Source organism: Paraburkholderia sp. SEWSISQ10-3 4, assembly GCF_030464785.1.
Classification (GTDB): domain Bacteria; phylum Pseudomonadota; class Gammaproteobacteria; order Burkholderiales; family Burkholderiaceae; genus Paraburkholderia; species Paraburkholderia aspalathi.
On record NZ_JALPRI010000021.1, the window covers coordinates 1 to 19,313 of the forward strand.

The following is a 19,313-nucleotide window of genomic DNA, read 5'->3' on the forward strand; positions in this document are numbered from 1 at the left end:
CCCCGCACAGGGGCAACGCTAATAGACCACTAACAAAACAAGGAAAGGCACCAAAGCCAGATCAGGGAAAGGCCAACGCCCTACGAGCACTGACAAAAGCGCCGCGCAGCCAATCCTCCGCCTGAAAGGGCAAAAAACCTAAATCCCGCGCCGTCAGGCAATCCCCCGCCTGAAAGGCAAAAACCAGAGATAGCCCTCAATAACCCTTCTTTTCGACCCATCGCGCCGCAGGCAAATCAACAACAATCACCATCACCAGCACTAAAGGCAAGCAAAGCAAACCTCATGGCAACCACGACCGCAAACCAGCAAGCCGCGCCCGCTTCCCCGGGCCCCTTGAAGCGCATCATCCTGATCGTCCTCATCGCGATCATCGCCGCAGGCGCTGCCGGCGCGGGTGTGTGGTTCTTCATGTCCAAACGCACCCCGGCCCCCGCGTCAGCGACAACCGCCGCCGCACCGGCGCCGCTCCCCGTGCCGCTCTTCTTCCCGCTCGAATCGATGACAGTCAACCTGCAATCGGACGACGGCCAGCAACACTTCCTGCGGATCGGCCTGACGCTCAAGCTCAACGACCCGAAAACCCAGCAGGAACTCTCCGACCATATGCCGGAAGTGCGTAGCCGCATCCTCCTCGCACTGTCGAACAAACATCCGGAAGAACTCGCACCGCTCGAAGGCAAACGCGCTCTCGCCACCGAACTCCAGACGCTGATCGAAGAGCCGACCGATAAGGGCGCCGCGCCGATCCACGTCCAGGACGTGCTGTTCACCGAATTCGTCGTGCAGTGACGTTATTTAGCGCTGCCATCATTAACCGCTTCGGGACGCACGAGGAATAAGGAATGGGCCACGAAGAGTTCATGTCCCAGGAGGAGGTCGATGCCCTCCTCAAGGGCGTCACCGGCGAGTCCGACTCGGAAACCGAGCAGACCGACCGTGCGGGTGTACGCCCGTACAACATCGCGACGCAGGAACGCATCGTCCGCGGCCGGATGCCCGGCCTCGAAATCATCAACGACCGCTTCGCGCGTCTGTTGCGCGTCGGTATCTTCAACTTCATGCGGCGCTCGGCGGAAATTTCCGTCGGCCCGGTGAAAGTGCAGAAGTACAGCGAGTTCACCCGCAACCTGCCGATCCCGACCAACCTGAACCTGGTCCACGTGAAGCCGTTGCGCGGCACGTCGCTGTTCGTGTTCGACCCGAACCTGGTGTTCTTCGTGGTCGACAACCTGTTCGGCGGCGACGGGCGTTTCCATACCCGCGTCGAAGGCCGTGATTTCACGGCAACCGAGCAGCGCATCATCATGAAGCTGCTCAACCTCACGTTCGAGCACTATGCGGCGTCGTGGAAAAGCGTGCGTCCGCTGCAGTTCGAATTCGTGCGCTCGGAAATGCATACGCAGTTCGCCAACGTGGCGACGCCGAACGAAATCGTCATCGTCACGCAGTTCTCGATCGAGTTCGGCACGACGGGCGGCACGCTGCACATCTGCATGCCGTATTCGATGATCGAGCCGATCCGCGACATTCTCTCGTCGCCGATCCAGGGCGAGGCGCTCGAAGTCGACCGCCGCTGGGTCCGCGTGCTGTCGCAACAGGTGCAGGCAGCAGAAGTGGAACTGACCGCCGACCTGGCCCAGGTACCGGTCACGTTCGAACAGATCCTGAACATGCGCAAGGGCGATGTTCTGCCGATCAACATCCCCGAACACATCACGGCGAAAGTCGACGGTGTGCCGGTGATGGAGTGCGGCTACGGAATTTTCAATGGTCAGTACGCGTTGCGGGTCCAGAAAATGATCAGCGCAGCCGACACGATGAAGGATGGTGGATATGAGTGACCTGAACGCAAAGACTGAGGCCGAACTGGCCGCTGGCGAGCCGCAACTGGCCGCCGACGCAACCAGCGCCGAAGACGAAGCGGCGATGGCCGACTGGGCCAGCGCGCTGGCCGAGCAGAACGACAACACGGAAGTCAGCGCGACCACGGCCGGCGTGTTCCAGCCGCTCTCGAAGGTCGAACCGACCTCGACGCGCAACGACATCGACATGATTCTGGACATTCCTGTCCAGATGACCGTCGAACTCGGCCGCACCAAGATCGCGATCCGCAACCTGCTGCAACTCGCACAGGGCTCGGTCGTGGAACTGGACGGCATGGCGGGTGAACCGATGGATGTGCTGGTCAACGGCTGCCTGATCGCCCAGGGCGAAGTGGTGGTCGTGAACGACAAGTTCGGTATCCGTCTGACCGACATCATCACGCCGTCCGAACGTATCCGGAAGCTGAATCGATGAAACGCGTTGCCGGTCGCGCCATGCTGCATGCGTCGCGCAATGTTCTCAATCGCGCTGTGCTCGCAGCACTGGCAACGACGGCAGCAGCCACCCCTGCGCTGATGTTCGCAGTGACCTCGGTGGCGGCACTCGCCCCATCGGCCGCGCACGCGGCCGACATGAACGCGGTCAACAACGCCGCGAAAATCGCGTCGGGTGTAGGGGCTGGTACAGCCGTTCCGGCGCTCGGCGTCGGCGCGGTGCTGCAAACCATCGTCGGCCTGCTGGTCGTGATCGGCCTGGTGTTCGCCTGTGCATGGCTCGCGCGCCGCTTCGGCTTACAACCGGCCAATCGCGGCGGCCTCGTGAAAACGATCGGTGGCGCTTCGCTCGGCGGCAAGGAGCGGGTTGCGGTGGTGGAGATCGGCGACACGTGGCTCGTGCTCGGCACGGCGCCCGGCAATGTGCGTCTGCTGCATACGATGCCCGCCGGTTCGGCCGCGCTCGATCCGGTAGCAGGCACGCAACCCGGCGCATCGGATGCATCGAGTAAAGACTCCGCACTGCCCGGCACCTTCGGCCAACGCTTTCGCGATGCTTTAAAAGGCGAAGTGGGCAAACGTTTCAATGGGCAAGGCAGCGGGGATCGGTAATGCAGTTCAGTCTTCTATCAACGCACCCGGTGCATTCAGACCATCAAGCGCACGCCACTCGCATGTCCCGCGCCGCCTCGAAAGTCATTCCCGTCCTGCGCCGCGTCGCGCCAGTCGTCTTGCCGGCGCTGATGCTCGCGCTGCCGACGCTGTCGTTCGCGCAAACCGCCGGCTTGCCAGCCTTCAATACGAGCCCGGGTCCGAACGGCGGTACGACGTATTCGCTGAGCGTGCAGACGATGCTGCTGCTCACGATGCTGTCGTTCCTGCCCGCGATGGTGCTGATGATGACGAGCTTCACGCGCATCATCATCGTGTTGTCGCTGCTGCGTCAGGCGCTCGGCACCACCACCACGCCGCCTAACCAGGTGCTGGTCGGTCTCGCGCTGTTCCTCACGCTGTTCGTGATGTCGCCGGTACTCGACAAGGCCTATAACGACGGCTACAAACCTTTCTCCGAAGGCTCGATGCCGATGGAGACCGCGGTCAGCCGCGGCTTGGCGCCGTTCAAGACCTTCATGCTGCGCCAGACCCGCGAAAGCGATCTCGCCCTGTTCGCCCGCATCTCGCATGCAGCGCCCATGCAAGGCCCGGAAGACGTGCCGCTGTCGCTGCTGGTGCCGTCGTTCGTGACGAGCGAACTGAAAACGGGCTTCCAGATCGGCTTCACGATTTTCATCCCGTTCCTCATCATCGACATGGTGGTGGCGAGCGTGCTGATGTCGATGGGGATGATGATGGTGTCGCCCGCCACCATCTCGCTGCCGTTCAAGCTGATGCTGTTCGTGCTGGTCGACGGTTGGCAACTGCTGCTCGGCTCGCTCGCGCAGAGCTTTGTTTAACGGACTCACTCAATTCTTCTCGCTTCCGGTACTACGCCATGAATCAGGAATCCGTCATGACGCTCGCGCACCAGGCCATGTATGTCGGCCTGTTGCTTGCCGCGCCGTTGCTGCTGGTCGCGCTGGTGGTCGGTCTGGTGGTGAGCCTGTTCCAGGCCGCCACGCAGATCAACGAAACCACGCTGTCGTTCATTCCGAAGCTGCTCGCGATCGCCGTCACGATGGTGATCGCCGGTCCGTGGATGTTGACGACCATGCTCGACTATCTGCGCCAGACGCTCACCAACATCCCGTCGCTCGTCAACTGAGCGCGGCCCCGGCCTCAGCTCGGCGCCTGCCCCCTTCCCCACTGCCATGTTTTCCGTCACCTACGCCCAACTGAACGTCTGGCTCACGGCGTTCCTGTGGCCGTTCGTGCGGATTCTCGCGCTGGTGGCGACCGCACCGGTGCTCGGCAACCGCTCGCTGCCCACGCGCGTGAAGATCGGCCTCGCGGCCTTCATCACGATCATCGTCGCGCCCACGCTCGGCGCGCTACCGCAGGTCACCGTGTTTTCCGCCGAAGGCGTGTGGATCATCGTCAACCAGTTCCTGATCGGCATCGCGCTCGGCATGACGATGCAGATCGTGTTCATGGCAATCAGCGCCACCGGCGATTTCGTCGGCCTCGGCATGGGTCTCGGCTTCGCGACATTCTTCGATGCGCAGGCCAGCAGTTCGAGCCAGGTGCTGTCGAGCTACATGAACACCATCGCAATGCTGGTATTTCTGGTGATCGACGGCCATCTGCAAATGATCAGCGCGCTCCTGACCACGTTCCAGTCCGTGCCGGTGTCGGCGAACATTCTGGGCGCGCCCGGCTGGCGCACGCTGGCGAATTTCGGCAGCACGGTGTTTTCGGCGGGCCTGTTGCTGTCGCTGCCGGTGGTCGTCGCGCTCCTGATCACTAATATCTCGCTCGGCATCCTGAACCGCGCCGCACCGCAAATCGGCGTATTCCAGATCGGCTTTCCGCTGACGATGCTGATCGGCATGCTGCTCCTGCAACTGATGATCCCGAACATGATTCCGTTCTTCATGCGCCTGTTCGACGTCGGCCTCGATCAGATGGGGCGCGTGGCGGCGGGGTTGAAGTAGCGCAGCCTACCCAAAACGAAGAAGGGCGGAACCGGCTCACGCCGGCTTCCGCCCTTCTTCGTTTCAGACTGCTCGCTTAATTCAGGTACTGGAACAGCGAGACGCTCTGAATCTTCACAAACGCCTGCTGCGCCGCTTGCAACGCGTTCTGCGTCATCGTGTACTGGCCGATCGTCTTGGCCATGTCGGTCTGCGTCAGATCCGCGAGGTTGCTCGACGTCTGCAATGTGTTGGTTTGCGTGACCGTCTGCAATGCCTGCACTTCCTGCTCGCGGCCACCTACTGCCGCCTGCGCGGTCACGACGTTGTTCATCGTGTTTTCGAGCTGGGTCATGCTGGTGGTCAGCGCGCTCTGGTAGCTCGCCGTCGAAGCGCCGCCCGACACCGGCGTTTGCAATGTGGTGATCAACTGGCTCAGGTTGGCGAACACATCCGTGCTGCCTTGCGTGGCCGGCGTCACCGTGAAGCTGTCGCCCGCGTTCGGCGCGCCGGTGATGTTCACCGTCTGGCCGCCGAGAGTAATCGCCGAGCCGGCCGTGAACGGTTGCGGCGTGCCCGTGGTCACCGTACCGGTCGGCGTGGTCTGGGTCACCGTGTAGGTGGTCGCCGACGAGAAGTTGATCTTGTACGTATCCGCATTGGCCGGATTGGTCGGGTTCGTCAGGCTCACCGTGCTGATCACGCCGGTGCCCGTATTGCCGGTCGTCGCCGCCGGCACGGAGCTGGTGCCGATCGCCGCCACGCTGCCGAAGATCGCAATCCCGTTGTCACCCGTCTGAATGGTGTGCGAGGACGTGATCTGCATGCTCGGCGTGCCGGTATCGCCCGAATAGGCCACGACGCCGGCCGAGTTGGTGGTGTACGGCTGCGCGGTGCTTTGATATCCGCCGAACAGGGCGTTGCCCTGCGGGTCGGTCGCATTGGCGAGCGTCATCAACTGGCTGCGCAAGCTCTGCAATTGCGTCGCGATCGAGCCACGGTCGCCGTCGTTCAGCGAACCGTCGCCCGCACGCAGCACCAGTGTGTGAATGCTCTGCAACACGGTGTTGACGCTGCCGAGCGTCGAATCTTCCTGCTGCAGCGACGCGAGCGCCGTGCTCTGGTTGGTCGTGTACTGCGACAGGCTCGTCGCCGTCGAGCTCAACAGCACTGCCTGCGCCGCGCCAAGCGGATTGTCCGACGGCGTGGAGAGGCTCACGCCGCTCGAGATCTCTTGATACAACTGCGACAACTGAGCTTGCTGATCGCTCATCGTCGACACGTTCATATTGAAGTACTGCGTACTGGAGATGCGCATGTTCAACGCCTCACTGGAAGATGCCGAGTATCGTCTGGAACAGGGTCTGCGCAGTCTGGATGACCTTGCTGTTCGCCTGATAGAGCTGCTGATACTGAAGCAGGTTCGCTGCTTCTTCGTTGATGTTCACGCCCGAGACCGACTGCTGCGCGGTGGTGATCTGCGTCACCAGCGAGGTCTGCGCCGTGCTCGAGGTCTGAATCTGGTTGGTCTGGTTGCCGACCTGGTTGACGTAGTTCGCATACGCGCCCGTCAGCGTGACCGTGCCGCCCGCCAAAGCCTTCGCCGAGGACAGGTTCGACAGCGCCAGCGCATTGCGGCCGTCGTTGTTCGCGCCGGTGTTCGGGCCGATAGTGAAGGTGTCGCCGTTAGCCGGTGCGCCGCTGATCGTCACCGTCACGCCGTTCATGCTGCCGGCTGTCGCGTTGTTGATCGTCAGCGTCGCGCCGGTGGTCGCCGAATACGGAATGACGGGCGTCGTGGCGGTGTTGTAGGTGGTGGTGGTCGGCGGCGTGCCGGCCGTCACCGTTACCGTCGAGTTCGCCGGGAAGCCGGTCAGGCCCGTGCCGTTGTACGACAGCGTAGTGGTCGCATTCGGCATCGTGTAGCCGGCCGTCACCGTGCCTTGCGTGATCGTGCCCGTGCCGGTATTGCTCGCCGTTGCGGTACCGAGTACCGGTGCGGCAGCGGCGATCGCCGAAGGATCCGTGGTCGCGGTGTTGAAGCTGTTCAGCGCCCCACGGGTCGGTTCGACCGTGAACGAATCGCCGGGGTTCATCGTGCCGGTGGTCGAGAAATTCAGGCCGTTGATCGGCTGGCTCAGATTGGTCGCCGAGCCCACCACCGCGCCGCTCGAATTGTCGGTCAGCGTGTAGGTGGTGCCGTTATAGGCCAGCGTGTAATCGCCGGTGGTCGGCTGCGCGGAATTCGCGAACGAGACGCTCAGCGACGCGTTGCCGGTGTTCTGCGTATTCGCGTAGACGGTCGGGCTGCCTACCGAGAACAGCGCGCCGCCCTGGGCGCCGGCAAGCGTAATGCCGAGGCTGTTCTGCGCGTTGACCTGCGAAGCGAAGCTCACCGCAATCGCGCCGAGCTGCGCTTCGGCCGGATCGAGCGTCTGGCTGCGGAATGCGAGCAGGCCACCGAGTGTGCCGCCCGTGACTTTGCTGTCAGGCAGATCTTGCGGCGCGGCGGCCGGGTTCGCACCGGCGAGGCCGAGATACTGCACCGACAGTTCGCTGGTGTCGCCAGTCGAAGGCGCGGTGCCCAGGTTGTAGCTGTTGGTGGACGACACGAGCGGCTGGCCGTTGCTCATGAACACGCTGTAGCTGCCGTTACTGTTCACGACGTTCACGCCGATCAGTTGCGACAGGTTCGACACTGCCTGATCGCGCTGATCCATCAGCTGGTTCGGCGGCTGACCTTGCGAGCTGGCCGCGGCGATCTGCCCGTTCAGCTGGGCGATCTGCTGCGTGTAGCTGTTGATCTGCGAAACGGTGTTGCTGAGCTGCGTGTTGACGCTCTGGCGCAGCGAGTCGTATTGCTGACCCGCGGCATTGATCTGGTTCGCGAGCGTCTGCGCGCCGCTCATCGCGGTCTGGCGGGTGGCCAGACTCGAGGCGTTGTTCGAGACGTTTTGCAGACCGGTGAAATAGCTGGTGATCGCGCTCGCAATGCCGGCAGTCGGGCTGCCGATCAGATTGTTCAGCTGCGAGATCATCGTGTTGTACGCCGACAGCGAGCTGCCCGAGCTCTGCGCATTGTTCAGCTCAGTGGTCAGATACTGGCTGTACTGGCGCGTCACGGTGACGGTCGAGACGCCCTGCGGCAAAAAGCCGGAACCCGTGTATTGGCCACCGGCTTCCGCATAGACCGGCGTTTCGATCGTGTAGCCCGGCGTCGACGCGTTGCTGATGTTCTGGCCGGTCGTCGTAAGTCCCCACTGGGCTGCGTTCAGTCCACTGAGTCCGAGATTGATGAGGTTGCTCGACATGCGTCATCCTGAAGGGCGACACCGACCACTTGCCGCCGCGTTACTTGAACATCCTGTTTAACGGCCCCCGCGAAGAAAAATTGAGGGCCATTCCGATGCTTGTTTCAACGTTTGCGAGGCGCGTGCAGCAAGGTTCTTGCGCCGTTCAGCGCACCAGTGAGCGGCGCTTCATTTCGAGTTGCGTAATCAGTCGTTGCAGCGTGTTTTCGGCGCTGCCCGGCAGCGTCAGAAAACGGAAGCCGAGTTGATAGCGCTGCGTGCCGTTCGGCAACGCGGTGGAACGGTGCGACACCAGTTGCAGATCGAGCGAAAGGCGGCCGAGCGAGCCGAGAAACAGTTCGCAATCCTGCAGCCGCGTGCCCATCGGCAATTCGGCCACGCGTTCGTCCGCGGTGCGCATGCCGACGCCGCCGAGCGACAGATCGTGCACTTCGAAGCGGAACGTATCGCCTTCGGGCAAACGGCCGGAGCACATATACGGATCGAGAATCGGCGCATCGACGCGGAAATACTCGCGGCGCTGCACGTAGAACAGCACTTCCGGGAAGTCGGACTCGAATGCGGGCAGTCCTTCATAGCGGGTTTCGCGCGGGGTGCCGGTGGCGAACTCGACGCGCACGCCGTCAGGCGAAGCGTGGAACTGGCAGCGCGGCGCGCCCAACAAGCCTCTGTTCTGTTCGGAGAGCGCGCCCCAATCGAAAGTGAAGGTGCGTGCGCGCACGTCGACATCGAGCAGGCGCGTCACGAGCTGACCGCCCACATATTCGACGGTGAGGAAATCGCCTCGATTGACGAGGTTGCGTAACTGAACGCCAATCTCCAGCGGATTGCGGCGGCCGAAATCGGGCGCGCTTTCATCGAGCGTGGCGTGCGACTGGCCGTGTGCGTCGGTCTGGGCGTGCGACTGGGTAGTATCCATGGGCTTGCCGGTATGCATGTTCTTGCGGGCGCGTGCCAGGGCTCCTGCCGGGGCTTTCGCGCGGTCTTCATCGAAGCCGCAGCACGCGCGTTCAACCGGACATTAAATGCTTTCCGGTATCGGGTCTAACTGATTAGCGGCAGCATTCAGCCAAAATTTAGGGCCGTGTAATGAAATATTTGCCGCAAACGTTAAACGCCGATATTCCGGCAGTCGAATCCGTGTGCATTGAATACCGGCAACCTTCACGCCGGTTATGCGGGTGGACCGGCCGCCCGTAGGCGGCCGGCCTCCTCCGTCTTGTTATGCACCTGGCCCCGTCGCGTGCATACTTTATTCAAGAAAATCAAACTGCTTAAACTCACCGGCTGCGCAGTCAAGTGCGACTGCGCACCTGCATTAACGGCAGGTCAGCCCATTTTCTGCATGATGGACATCAGCTTTTTCGCGTAATGCGGATCGGTCGCGTAACCCGCGCGTTGCATGCCGTTGGCAAAACCATTCACGTCATGCGCGGAATTGATCACCTGCGCATAACGCGGGTTGCCCTTGAGCATGCTCGCGTAGTCGGTCATCGCTTCCTGGTACGAATCGTACGCACGGAATTTTTCGACGGTGCGCTGCGGCTTGCCGTGCACATACTCAGTCGTGACTGTCGAGACGGTCTTGCCGGTCCAGTCCTTGGTCGCCTTGATGCCGAACACGTTGTGGCTGGTCGTGCCGTCCGACTTCCTGATCTCGCTCTTGCCCCAGCCCGATTCGAGCGCGGCCTGGCCGATGATGAAGCGCGCCGGAATGCCGGTTGCCGCGCTGGCCGCTTGCGCCGACTCGGCAAGCTTGTCGACGAAGGCATCGACCTTCGGCGAGCTGCCGTCGCCTCTGATCGGCGGAGTCAGCGCGCTGTTGGCCGAGTAGCCCTTGCCCATCGCCAGTTGGCCGTTGGCCTGCGCGTTGCCGTAAGCCTTCGCGAGCGCGTTCAGCGCCGCGGTCTGGCCTTCGTCGCCGCCGCTGCCGCCACCAAGCGCATTGGCCATGCCGGTGAGTCCGCCGCCTGCGCCGCTCGCGCCGCCGACCTGCATGCCCTGATTGCGCATCATCTGCTTGAGCATCGCGTCGGCGACACCAATGCCCTTCTGCGACAGCTGTTGCGACAACTGCTGATCCATCATCGATGTGAAGGTGGCGCTGTCATGCGAATCGAACGGGCCATCCTGTGGCGTCGCATCGCGCATGCTCTTCAGCATCATCTGGGTGAACACCGCGTCGAACTGCTGCGCGGCCATCTTCATGCCGGCTTGCGGCGAAGCCTTAGCCTGTGCGCTCAGCTTGCCGAAGCCCTGCACGTCGAGCGCGAAGCGCTGGGTCAGGTCGTTCGCCGCATTGGCGGAGTTGGTCGTATCCGAATTCATCTGTTGTCTTCCTTAGATGATTTCCAGGTCGGCGCGCAAAGAGCCCGCCGCTTTCATGGCCTGCAGGATCGACATCAGATCCGCGGGCGTCGCACCCAGTGCGTTGAGCGCCTTCACCACATCGGCGAGATTGGCGCCGGCGGTCACCATCTTCAGTGCGCCGTTGTCCTGCTTCATCTGAATCTGCGACTGCTTGGCCACCACCGTCTGACCGTTCGAGAATGCACCCGGCTGACTCACCACCGGCTGCGTATTGATCACCACCGAGAGATTGCCGTGCGCCACCGCGCAGGTTTGCAGCGTGACCATCTGGTTCATCACGATCGAGCCGGTGCGCGCGTTCAGGATCACCTTCGCGGCGGCTTGCGCCGGCTTGACGTCGAGGTTCTGCAATTGCGCCATGAAGGCGACCTGCTGCTCCGGATCGGACGGCGCGCGCAGTTGGATCGTGCGGCCGTCGAGCGCCATGGCGGTGCCGCTGCCGAACGCGTTGTTCACCGCGGCCACGACGCGCTGCGTGGTGTCGTAGTCCATGTCGTTCAGGTCGAGCTGCATCGTGCCCGCTTGCGATACCGAGGTCGGCACCGCGCGTTCGACGATCGCGCCGCCGGCGATGCGGCCCGCGGCCAGCGTATTGACCTGCACCTTGCTACCGTTCGCGCTCGCACCGGCGCCGCCCACCGCCAGGTTGCCCTGGCCGAGCGCATACACCTGGCCGTCGGCACCCTTGAGCGGCGTGAGCAGCAGCGTGCCGCCGCGCAGGCTCTTGGCGTTACCGAGCGAGGAGACCGTCACGTCGATCGCTTCGCCGGGACGCGCGAACGGCGGCAGCACCGCCGTCACCATCACCGCGGCGACGTTCTTCAACTGGATGTTCGATAGCGACGACTGCTGGTTGGTCGAGCCCGCCGCCTGGTTGTTGATCGAGATGCCGAGGTTTGCCAGCATGTTGGCGAGCGTCTGCGTGGTGAACGGCGTCTGCGTGGTCTGGTCGCCCGTGCCGTCGAGACCGACGACAAGGCCGTAGCCGATCAGCGGGTTGTCGCGCACGCCCTGGATCTGCACGAGGTCCTTCAGGCGTTCGGCATGCGCGGGCGTCGCCACCGGCAAGGCCGCGCAGGCGAGTGCGAAGAACGCCACAGCACGGCCGAGCTGAACGAGTCGTGTGAAGCGGCTGAGGCGGCCGGAGCGGAAGGAGACGGTACGCATGATCACCACGGCGACACGTTGAGGAAGAACCGCTGCAACCAGCCCATGTTCTCGGCTTCGTTGAGATAGCCCTTCGCGGAGTATTCGATCTTTGCGTCGGCCACCTGGGTCGAGTAGACGGCGTTCAGGTTGGAGATCGTGTTCGGATTCACCACGCCGGAGAAGCGCACGAATTCATCGCCCTGGTTGATCAGCATCTGCTTTTCGCCGCTCACCATCAGGTTGCCGTTCGGCAGCACGCCGGTCACCGTCACGGTGATCGTGCCGTTGAAAGTGTTCGACGCGTTCGCGCCGCCAGTGCCCTGGAACGCGTTGCCGCCGGTTGCGCTCAGGTTAGTCTTGCCGAACAGGCCGCCGAGGAAGCCCGCGGTCGGCACGTTAAAGTTGGTGTTGCCCGAGCGATTCGCGTTGGCGCCCGACGACTTCGTCGCGTTGACGTTTTCCTGAATCACGATCGTCAGGATGTCGCCCACATTGCGCGGCCGCTGATCTTCGAACAGCGGCCGGCCCGCGTAACCCGGATTGAAGATCGAGCCCGGCGACTGTGCTTGCGGCGGCATCGGCGGAACGGCCGTCATCGGCTGCTGGGTGATCGGCTGCTTCGGCACGAGGCCGCAGCCACCCAGTGCCGTGAGCAGCGTGAGCTGCACGAGCGCCTGAGCGGTACGCGAGTGAACCGGATTACGAGTGAAGTGCGACATCTTTGATTACCGCCTGTTAATTCCCAGTCCCTGGCCTTAAACCTGCATCTGGCTGAGGGTCTGCAGCATCTGGTCGGAAGTCGTCACGGCCTTGCTGTTGATTTCGTAAGCGCGCTGCGTCTGGATCATGTTCACCAGTTCCTGCACCACGTTCACGTTCGATGCTTCCACGTAACCCTGATTCAGCGTGCCGGCGCCGTTCAGGCCAGGTTGCGCGACGTTCGGCGCACCCGACGAAGCCGTTTCCGAGAACAGGTTTTCACCCTTCGCATCCAGACCGGCCGGGTTGATGAAGGTGGCGATCTGCATCGAGCCGAGCTGCTGGCTGTTGGTCGAGCCGGCGACGGTGATCGACACCACGCCGTCGCTGCCGATGGTCAGCGAGGTCGCGTTGGTCGGAATCGTGATCGCCGGAATCACCTGATAACCACTCGACGTGACGAGCTGGCCTTGCGCATTGGTCTGGAACGAACCGTCACGCGTGTAGGCGGTCGTGCCGTCGGGCATCTGCACCTGGAAAAAGCCCTGACCGTTGATGGCGACGTCTTTCGAGTTGCCGGTCTGCTGCAGGTTGCCCTGCGTGTAGAGACGTTCGGTCGCGACCTGTTGCACACCGGTGCCGAGCTGGATGCCGGACGGCAGTTCGGTGTTTTGCGTCGAGTTCGCACCCGGCTGACGGATGGTCTGATACAGCAGATCCTCGAACACCGCGCGCGAGCCCTTGAAGCCGTTGGTGCTGACGTTCGCGAGGTTGTTCGAAATCACGTCCATCTGCGACTGTTGCGCATTCATGCCGGTGGCGGCGATGTAGAGCGAGCGATTCACTATTCTTCTCCTATGTCGACCGGAGTTAGCGCTTTAGCGCTTAGTCCGGTCCCATCCCGTTAGCTAAAGCTGAGCAGCTGGTTGGCGGACTGATCGTTCTTGTCCGCGTTTTCCAGCAGCTTGGTCTGCATTTGAAACTGGCGAGCGTTGGTGATCATCGCGACCATCGCGCTGACCGGATTCACGTTGCTGCCTTCAAGCGAAGCCGGCGCCAGCGTGACGGCCGGATCGGCGTCGGCGGCATTGCCGTCGGCGGTGCGAAAGAGGCCGTCGTCGCCGCGCGTCATGGTTTGCGGATCCGGATTCACCAGCTTCAGCTGATCGACCGTCACCACCGCCGTCGGCGGATCGCCTGGCGTCAGCGCGGACACCGTGCCGTCCTTGCCGATGGTGATTTCCGCACCCGGCGGCACCGATACCGGACCGCCGTTGCCGAGCACCGTCTGGTTCATGGCGTTCACCAGTTGACCGTTCTCGTCGACGTGCAGATTGCCGGCGCGCGTATAAGCCTCGTTGCCGTCAGCGGTTTGCACCGCCAGCCAGCCCGGCCCCTGAATCGCCACGTCGAGCGGGTTGCCCGTCTGCTGGATCGGCCCCGGCGTGTAGTCGGCGCCCGGCGTCGACGACAACACGAAGGTACGCGTGGTGTCGTCGTTGATCGAACTGCCGTCGCCGAACCCCATCGGCACGGCGCGGAAAGTCGCAAGCTGCGCGCGGAAGCCGGTGGTCGAGGCGTTCGCCAGGTTATTGGCAACGATAGCCTGCTGTTCGAGCGCTTGTGTGCTGCCCGACATCGCGGTGTAGATCAGCCGATCCATGATGGGTTAGTCCCGGTCGCTTACAGGTTGATCAGGGTCTGGTCGACGGTCTGCTGGGTCTTGATCGTCTGCGCGTTCGCCTGATAATTGCGTTGCGCGGTGATCAGGTTCACCAGTTCGCTCGTCAGATCGACGTTCGAGTTTTCCACCGCACCGCCTTGCAGCACGCCGTGGTTGGTCGAGCCCGGTGTGGAGATCTGCGCGACGCCCGATTGCGAGGTCTGCTGGAACTCGTTGTTGCCGAGATTCACGAGGCCATTCTGGTTCGAGAAGTTCGCGAGCACGACCTGGCCGAGCGCCGCGGTTTGCTGGTTCGAGTAGTTGCCGGTCAGCGTGCCGTCGGCGCCGATCGTGAAGCTCGTCAGCGTGCCGGCTGCGAAGCCGTCGGGCTGCAGCGAGTTCACGCCGTCCTTGCCGCCGTACTGCGTCGTGCCGGCGATGTTCAACGTCAGGCTCTGCGGCGTCGACGAACCGTCGGTGGTCGGAATGTTGAAGTTGAAGACGAACGGGGTGGTGGTGGCCGTACCGGCCGCGTTGGTCGTGCCGAGCAGCGTGCCCGACGAGTTGAAGTTCGCGTGACCGACCAGGCTCGCGGTGCCGGTCGAGGTGCCCGCGTACACGTTCCACGTGCCGGCCGAGGTCTTGGCGAAATACATGTTGACCGTTTGCGAACCGCCAAGCGAGTCATAGACCGTCGTGCTGGTCGAGTAGTTGTACGTCGACGAGCTGTTCTGGTTGAATGCCACCGGGGTCGGCGCGATCGCGTAGCTGTCGCCGGTCGCCGGCGTGCCGCTGAACGTGATGGTTTGGCCGTTGCCGAGCTGGATCGCGGTGCCTGCTGTGTACGTAGCGGAGGCGGTCGTGGTGCCGAGCGTGCTGTCGGTGACGGTGTAGGTCGTCGGGCTTGTGAAGTTGACGGTGTAGTTGTCGTTGTTCGTGCCCGACGCGGTGTTCGTGATGGTCGCGCCGGTCGTCGTGAGCGTGCCCGCGTTGGTGCCGCCGGCCGTCACGGCGGGCGTGCCGAGCATCAGCGGATCCTGCGCATTCAGGTTCAAACCGGCGACGATCTTGGTGGTGGCTTGCGGCGCGATGTTCGCGGTCGGCACGCTGAGCGGCACGGTTTGCGCGGTGTTGATGACGCCCGCGCTGTTCGCGGCGTAGCCCATCAGTTGCAGGCCTTGCGCGTTGGTGATGTTGCCGTTCTTGTCGAGCTGGAACACGCCGTTGCGCGAGTACACCAGCGAGCCGTTGTTCGACAGCTGGAAGAAGCCGTTGCCGTTGATCGCGACGTCGAGCGCCTGGTTCGTGCTGGTGATCGTGCCTTGCGAGAACTGCTGTTGCACTTCAGAGAGCTTGGTGCCGATGCCGACCTGGTTGCCCACGGCGGTCGCCACCGAATTGGCGTACATGTCGGCGAATTGCGCCGCGCCGCTCTTGAAGCCAACCGTGTTCGCGTTGGCAATGTTGTTGCCGATCACGTCGAGGTCGCTCGACGATGCGGACAAACCACTCAAACCTTGTTGGTAACCCATAACGGTCTCCGTATCTGGAAAGTCGTAACTGACAGAATCTGAATCAGAGGATGGCGGCGACGCTGGTCAGCCCCACGGTCGTGCCGTTCGACAGCACGAGGCCCGGCGTACCGCTGCTCTGCATGACGACGCTTTGCACCGTCGCGCCCGTGAGCGTCGTGGCCGTTGCCTGCTGACCGTTGATCGTGCCGACCGCGCTGATCGTGTAGCTGCCGTCGGGCAGCGTGTTGCCGGCCGAATCGGTCGGCGTCCAGCCCACCGGAATCGTGCCCGCCGACTGCTTGCCGAGGTCGATCGTGTTGACGATCGTGCCCGCCGAGTTCTTCACGACCACCTGCAGGTCGCTCACCGAGTTGGCGAGCTGCACGCCGAACGCGCCGGCCTTGCCGCTTGCAACCGACACCGAGCTGCCGGGCGCGAGCACGGTCGAGCCGATCAGCAGCGCGGCTTGCGACTGCTGGCCTGCCGACATCTGCGTAGCGAGCGAGGTGAGCGTCGTGTTCAGCTGGCTGATGCCCGACACCGTATTGATCTGCGCCAGCTGCGAGGTCATCTGCGAGCTGTCCATCGGATTGGTCGGATCCTGATTCTTCAGCTGCGCAACGAGCAGCTGCAGGAAAGTATTCTGCAGATCGGTCGCCGAGGTGCCCGACGTGCTGCCGCTGGAACTGGTCGAGCTCGAGGCGCTGCTCGTGCCGTTCATCGTATCGAGCAGCGTTTGCGACACGTTCGTGCCGCTGCTGCCGATGGTGGTGTTGGTGGTCAAGGAATTCTCCTCAGGTTCCGATCGTGAGCGTTTTCAACATCAGTGTCTTGGCGGTATTCAGGGTCTCGACGTTGGCCTGGTACGAGCGCGAGGCCGAGATCATGTTGACCATTTCCTGCACCGGGTCGACGTTAGGCAGCGTGACGTAACCGTCTGAATTAGCCGCCGGGTTGCCGGGGTCGTAGGCGGTCTTCATCGGCGTCGGGTCGTCGACCACACCGGTAACCTGCACGCCGCCGATCTGCTGGCCGGAGCCCGTGCGTGCGCCACCGATCGGGCTGACCGCGAACACGACCTGCTTGGCCTTGTACGGCTGGCCGTCCGGGCCGGTCGTGCTATCCGCGTTGGCGAGATTCGACGCCGTCACGTTGAGCCGCTGCGACTGCGCTGACATCGCGGAGCCTGCAACACCAAAGATGTTCATTAAAGATGGCATGTTTCCTGACCTCTCCTGTGTCGACCAGAGTTCGCGCTTTAGCGCTTACTCTGGTCCCATGCAACGCAGTTGCACGGTTCGACCCGATTTCAAGTTAAATCCCGTAGCGATTGTTCCTGCGTACTGCGTATCTGGTACTGCGCCGATCGTCGTGCCGGCTATTTACGAACCCGACTGGATTGCCGCGAGCATCGTCTTGATCTGGCCTGACAGCACCGTCATGCCCGATTCGAAGTGCAACGTGTTGTCCGCGAACTGCACGCGCTCCGTATCGATGTCGACCGTGTTGCCGTCGAGCGCGGGTTGCGTCGGAATGCGGTACTGCAGATTGCCGTAGTCGTCCGGCGTACCGCCGGTCGGCGTCAGCGTCGTCTTGCCGGACATGTGACCCGGCGCGGTCGACACCATCGACATGCCGCTCGTCACCCCTGCGGGCTGCGTCATGGCGAGCGTCGAGTTGTTCGAGGCGCCCGTGCCCGCACCGCCGCCGGTCTTCTTCAGCGCGCCGGCCAGCGACGAAGCGAAGTCGACGTCGCGCGCCTTGTACCCGGGGGTATCGGCGTTGGCGATATTCGACGACAGCAGTTCCTGCCGGTAAGCGCGTACATCGAGCGCCTGGCGGCCAAAGGCGAATTCGGCATCGAGTTTGTCCAGCATAGAAATCTCCGGAGAACGTTCCCGAGGCTTCCCGTTTTGTGCGTCGCGTAAGGATTGCGTCGGCCGGGAAGACCTTTTTGCATGAAGTGCATCTTATGGGCCGAACGCAAGTGGCAATCGGACGAATAACCGGGAAAGGGGGCTTCTATTCAACGTTTGCGCAATGGGCCCGCTCACTAGAATGCAAGGCGTACCGATGCATTCGATGGAGAAACACGATGGACCAGCCCACCTTCGATCCGACGCACCGCGCAAGCTGCGTGGCGGCGCATCGCGTGAGTGCGGGCCCGGTGCGGCGTGCTTCGCGTGGTGCATCCCGTCTTCTGACGCGTCTGGTTGTGAATCTCGTCGTATGGGTCGCCGGCGGCATCGTGCTGCTGCCGGCCTCGACCCAGGCCCAGCAGGCTCAGGACGCCGGTGGTCCGATCGTGATTCCAGGTCCAGGCGAAAAGAATCCGGCCGCGCTCAACGATCTGGCCGCGCAGATGGAGGCAACGCCCGCGAAACGCACGGGCTCCGCCGCGACGCTCGCCGCCGCTACCGCGCAGTCGCTGACGCCCGGGCCGGTCGCGCGCGACGCCGATCAATTCACGCGCGCCGCCAATGCGAGCGGCTCGATCGTCATTCCGGGCGCAGGCGAGCCGCCTGCCGCGCCGCAAATGATCCGTACCAGTTTCAAGCCGGACGCGAACGGAGTCGTGACGATTCCCGCGCCGGGAAGCGCCAATGCGGCCGCGGCTGCGACTAATCCGCCGGCCGGGATTGCGCGTATCAATGTGACGCCGGGCACGCGTCAGGTCGTGCCGGTTGTGGTGACGCCGGCGCTCAATGCCGGGCGGCAAACCGGCGGTGTGCAGTCGGTCGTCGCCAATGCACCTAACGGCGTAGCCGCCGGCACGCCCGCATCCGCATCAGGTGGCTTCGACACTCTTGCTTCGCGCGGCGAGCCGCCGCAACTGGGCGCGAACGGCAAACCCGTCGTGACCACGGCGGTAGCCGCGCCGACATCCGCGCCGATGCCGACGCCGCCGGCCACCATCGCCCGCACGCCGTCGATGCGTCAGGTGGCGCCGGCTGTCGCGCAACAGAATCTGCGGCCCGCAGCGGTGGCGCAACCCGTCCCGCTGGCCGGCCAGCAAGACTCCGAGGCGATTCGCAGTGCAGCGCTCGCCTTCCTGCAGCAGCAATCGGCGGGCTTGCCGGGCAAGGTCGAAATTACCGTCGCGCCGGCGTTTCCGCGCGGACTCGCGGCCTGCACGATGCTCGAACCTTTCATGCCCAGCGGCGCGCGCTTGTGGGGCCGCATGACCGTCGGGGTACGCTGCGCCGGCGAACGGCCGTGGACCATCTATCTGCAAGCGCGCATTTCGCTGCGCGCCACCTACTATCTGGCCGCCCGCGCAATGGCGCCAGGCGAAGTGTTCACCTCCGCCGACCTCGTCGCACGCGACGGCGACCTGACCGGTTTGCCGCAGGCGATCGTCACGGATCCGTCACAAGTAGTCGGCTCGGTGTCGCTCGTGCGCATCGCCGGCGGCATGCCGCTGCGCCGCGACATGCTGAAAAGCGCGTCGTCGGTGTCGATCGGACAAACGGTGCGAGTGGTCGCAGCGGGCGACGGTTTTGCGATTTCGGCCGAAGGCAGCGCGATGAACAACGCGTCGCCGGGCCAGCAAGTGCGGGTGAAGACGGCCAACGGCCAGATCATCTCCGGCATCGTCAAGGATGGTTCGACGGTGGAGATTCAGTTGTGAAGCGGGCCGACTGTAAGCCAGGCAACCCGTCCGCTAGCGTGGATTCACGCGCGGCGGCCGGCACGGCTGGCGCAGTGGATGTCGA

Annotated in this window: 20 protein-coding genes; 8 read left to right on the top strand and 12 right to left on the bottom strand. The window is 63.4% G+C overall.

All coding sequences use genetic code 11. The features are described 5' to 3' along the window. Positions 1–285 precede the first annotated feature (285 nt). The 7 genes from fliL to fliR all read left to right on the top strand — a co-directional run bounded on the left by fliL (position 286) and on the right by fliR (position 4,912). The gene (gene fliL / locus M0D68_RS28720) at positions 286–792 is read left to right on the top strand and encodes a flagellar basal body-associated protein FliL (RefSeq protein WP_200653292.1); all 507 of its coding nucleotides are present in this window, start codon (positions 286–288) and stop codon (positions 790–792) included. 53 nt (positions 793–845) lie between these two features. Continuing rightward, the gene (gene fliM, locus M0D68_RS28725; RefSeq protein ID WP_093640885.1) at positions 846–1,844 is read left to right on the top strand and encodes a flagellar motor switch protein FliM; all 999 of its coding nucleotides are present in this window, start codon (positions 846–848) and stop codon (positions 1,842–1,844) included. Continuing rightward, positions 1,837–2,301 (top strand): flagellar motor switch protein FliN, encoded by a 465-nt coding sequence (gene fliN / locus M0D68_RS28730; protein WP_093640882.1) that lies wholly within the window; start codon positions 1,837–1,839, stop codon positions 2,299–2,301. The genes fliM and fliN overlap by 8 nt, the downstream gene beginning before the upstream one ends. Continuing rightward, entirely contained in the window at positions 2,298–2,933 is a 636-nt protein-coding gene (fliO, locus tag M0D68_RS28735; protein WP_266226064.1) for a flagellar biosynthetic protein FliO, read from the top strand. Before fliN ends, fliO begins: the two co-directional genes overlap by 4 nt. Positions 2,934–2,995: 62 nt before the next feature. Beyond that, on the top strand, positions 2,996–3,775 hold the full coding sequence (fliP, locus tag M0D68_RS28740; RefSeq protein WP_200621686.1) for a flagellar type III secretion system pore protein FliP: 780 nt from the start codon (positions 2,996–2,998) through the stop codon (positions 3,773–3,775). A gap of 38 nt (positions 3,776–3,813) precedes the next feature. Continuing rightward, the gene (gene fliQ, locus M0D68_RS28745) at positions 3,814–4,083 is read left to right on the top strand and encodes a flagellar biosynthesis protein FliQ (protein ID WP_093640874.1); all 270 of its coding nucleotides are present in this window, start codon (positions 3,814–3,816) and stop codon (positions 4,081–4,083) included. Between the two features lie 46 nt (positions 4,084–4,129). Continuing rightward, positions 4,130–4,912, top strand: a complete 783-nt coding sequence (gene fliR / locus M0D68_RS28750) for a flagellar biosynthetic protein FliR (protein ID WP_200621685.1) — start codon at positions 4,130–4,132, stop codon at positions 4,910–4,912. 76 nt (positions 4,913–4,988) lie between these two features. Here the strand turns inward: fliR and flgL are convergent, their stop codons facing one another. The 12 genes from flgL to flgB form a co-directional block, all read right to left on the bottom strand. Continuing rightward, a complete protein-coding gene (gene flgL / locus M0D68_RS28755) occupies positions 4,989–6,209 on the bottom strand; it encodes a flagellar hook-associated protein FlgL (protein ID WP_266226066.1) in 1,221 nt (406 codons plus the stop codon). 10 nt (positions 6,210–6,219) lie between these two features. Next, positions 6,220–8,202, bottom strand: a complete 1,983-nt coding sequence (gene flgK, locus M0D68_RS28760) for a flagellar hook-associated protein FlgK (protein ID WP_266226067.1) — start codon at positions 8,200–8,202, stop codon at positions 6,220–6,222. Positions 8,203–8,347: 145 nt separating this feature from the next. Next, on the bottom strand, positions 8,348–9,121 hold the full coding sequence (locus M0D68_RS28765) for a flagellar brake protein (protein ID WP_200653296.1): 774 nt from the start codon (positions 9,119–9,121) through the stop codon (positions 8,348–8,350). A gap of 410 nt (positions 9,122–9,531) precedes the next feature. Continuing rightward, complete coding sequence (gene flgJ / locus M0D68_RS28770; RefSeq protein WP_093640860.1) at positions 9,532–10,530, bottom strand: flagellar assembly peptidoglycan hydrolase FlgJ; 999 nt, start codon at positions 10,528–10,530, stop codon at positions 9,532–9,534. 12 nt (positions 10,531–10,542) lie between these two features. Then, complete coding sequence (locus tag M0D68_RS28775; protein WP_234487905.1) at positions 10,543–11,739, bottom strand: flagellar basal body P-ring protein FlgI; 1,197 nt, start codon at positions 11,737–11,739, stop codon at positions 10,543–10,545. 2 nt (positions 11,740–11,741) lie between these two features. Continuing rightward, on the bottom strand, positions 11,742–12,440 hold the full coding sequence (gene flgH / locus M0D68_RS28780) for a flagellar basal body L-ring protein FlgH (RefSeq protein ID WP_093640857.1): 699 nt from the start codon (positions 12,438–12,440) through the stop codon (positions 11,742–11,744). Between the two features lie 36 nt (positions 12,441–12,476). Then, on the bottom strand, positions 12,477–13,265 hold the full coding sequence (flgG, locus tag M0D68_RS28785) for a flagellar basal-body rod protein FlgG (RefSeq protein WP_054038459.1): 789 nt from the start codon (positions 13,263–13,265) through the stop codon (positions 12,477–12,479). 59 nt (positions 13,266–13,324) lie between these two features. Continuing rightward, complete coding sequence (flgF, locus tag M0D68_RS28790; RefSeq protein ID WP_093640854.1) at positions 13,325–14,083, bottom strand: flagellar basal-body rod protein FlgF; 759 nt, start codon at positions 14,081–14,083, stop codon at positions 13,325–13,327. A gap of 20 nt (positions 14,084–14,103) precedes the next feature. Next, the gene (locus M0D68_RS28795; protein WP_093640850.1) at positions 14,104–15,615 is read right to left on the bottom strand and encodes a flagellar hook protein FlgE; all 1,512 of its coding nucleotides are present in this window, start codon (positions 15,613–15,615) and stop codon (positions 14,104–14,106) included. Positions 15,616–15,658: 43 nt separating this feature from the next. After that, on the bottom strand, positions 15,659–16,381 hold the full coding sequence (gene flgD, locus M0D68_RS28800) for a flagellar hook assembly protein FlgD (protein WP_093640847.1): 723 nt from the start codon (positions 16,379–16,381) through the stop codon (positions 15,659–15,661). A 10-nt stretch (positions 16,382–16,391) separates the two neighbouring features. After that, positions 16,392–16,817 carry a flagellar basal body rod protein FlgC gene (gene flgC / locus M0D68_RS28805; protein WP_093640844.1) on the bottom strand — a complete coding sequence of 142 codons (426 nt, stop codon included), beginning with the start codon at positions 16,815–16,817 and terminating at the stop codon, positions 16,392–16,394. 162 nt (positions 16,818–16,979) lie between these two features. After that, on the bottom strand, positions 16,980–17,474 hold the full coding sequence (flgB, locus tag M0D68_RS28810; protein WP_054038465.1) for a flagellar basal body rod protein FlgB: 495 nt from the start codon (positions 17,472–17,474) through the stop codon (positions 16,980–16,982). Positions 17,475–17,692: 218 nt separating this feature from the next. Between flgB and flgA the strand changes: the two genes are divergently transcribed. Continuing rightward, positions 17,693–19,228, top strand: a complete 1,536-nt coding sequence (gene flgA, locus M0D68_RS28815) for a flagellar basal body P-ring formation chaperone FlgA (RefSeq protein WP_266226069.1) — start codon at positions 17,693–17,695, stop codon at positions 19,226–19,228. Positions 19,229–19,313 lie beyond the last annotated feature (85 nt).

Coding starts and splice junctions, on each gene's coding strand:
- flgK (WP_266226067.1), bottom strand. CDS start 8,202: ATGTCGAGCAACCTCATCAATCTCGGACTCAGTGGACTGAACGCAGCC.
- flgH (WP_093640857.1), bottom strand. CDS start 12,440: ATGTCGCACTTCACTCGTAATCCGGTTCACTCGCGTACCGCTCAGGCG.
- flgL (WP_266226066.1), bottom strand. CDS start 6,209: ATGCGCATCTCCAGTACGCAGTACTTCAATATGAACGTGTCGACGATG.
- fliP (WP_200621686.1), top strand. CDS start 2,996: ATGTCCCGCGCCGCCTCGAAAGTCATTCCCGTCCTGCGCCGCGTCGCG.
- fliN (WP_093640882.1), top strand. CDS start 1,837: ATGAGTGACCTGAACGCAAAGACTGAGGCCGAACTGGCCGCTGGCGAG.
- flgA (WP_266226069.1), top strand. CDS start 17,693: ATGGACCAGCCCACCTTCGATCCGACGCACCGCGCAAGCTGCGTGGCG.
- flgJ (WP_093640860.1), bottom strand. CDS start 10,530: ATGAATTCGGATACGACCAACTCCGCCAATGCGGCGAACGACCTGACC.
- M0D68_RS28775 (WP_234487905.1), bottom strand. CDS start 11,739: ATGCGTACCGTCTCCTTCCGCTCCGGCCGCCTCAGCCGCTTCACACGA.
- fliR (WP_200621685.1), top strand. CDS start 4,130: ATGTTTTCCGTCACCTACGCCCAACTGAACGTCTGGCTCACGGCGTTC.
- fliO (WP_266226064.1), top strand. CDS start 2,298: ATGAAACGCGTTGCCGGTCGCGCCATGCTGCATGCGTCGCGCAATGTT.
- flgC (WP_093640844.1), bottom strand. CDS start 16,817: ATGCCATCTTTAATGAACATCTTTGGTGTTGCAGGCTCCGCGATGTCA.
- M0D68_RS28765 (WP_200653296.1), bottom strand. CDS start 9,121: ATGGATACTACCCAGTCGCACGCCCAGACCGACGCACACGGCCAGTCG.
- flgB (WP_054038465.1), bottom strand. CDS start 17,474: ATGCTGGACAAACTCGATGCCGAATTCGCCTTTGGCCGCCAGGCGCTC.
- M0D68_RS28795 (WP_093640850.1), bottom strand. CDS start 15,615: ATGGGTTACCAACAAGGTTTGAGTGGTTTGTCCGCATCGTCGAGCGAC.
- fliQ (WP_093640874.1), top strand. CDS start 3,814: ATGAATCAGGAATCCGTCATGACGCTCGCGCACCAGGCCATGTATGTC.
- flgF (WP_093640854.1), bottom strand. CDS start 14,083: ATGGATCGGCTGATCTACACCGCGATGTCGGGCAGCACACAAGCGCTC.
- fliM (WP_093640885.1), top strand. CDS start 846: ATGGGCCACGAAGAGTTCATGTCCCAGGAGGAGGTCGATGCCCTCCTC.
- fliL (WP_200653292.1), top strand. CDS start 286: ATGGCAACCACGACCGCAAACCAGCAAGCCGCGCCCGCTTCCCCGGGC.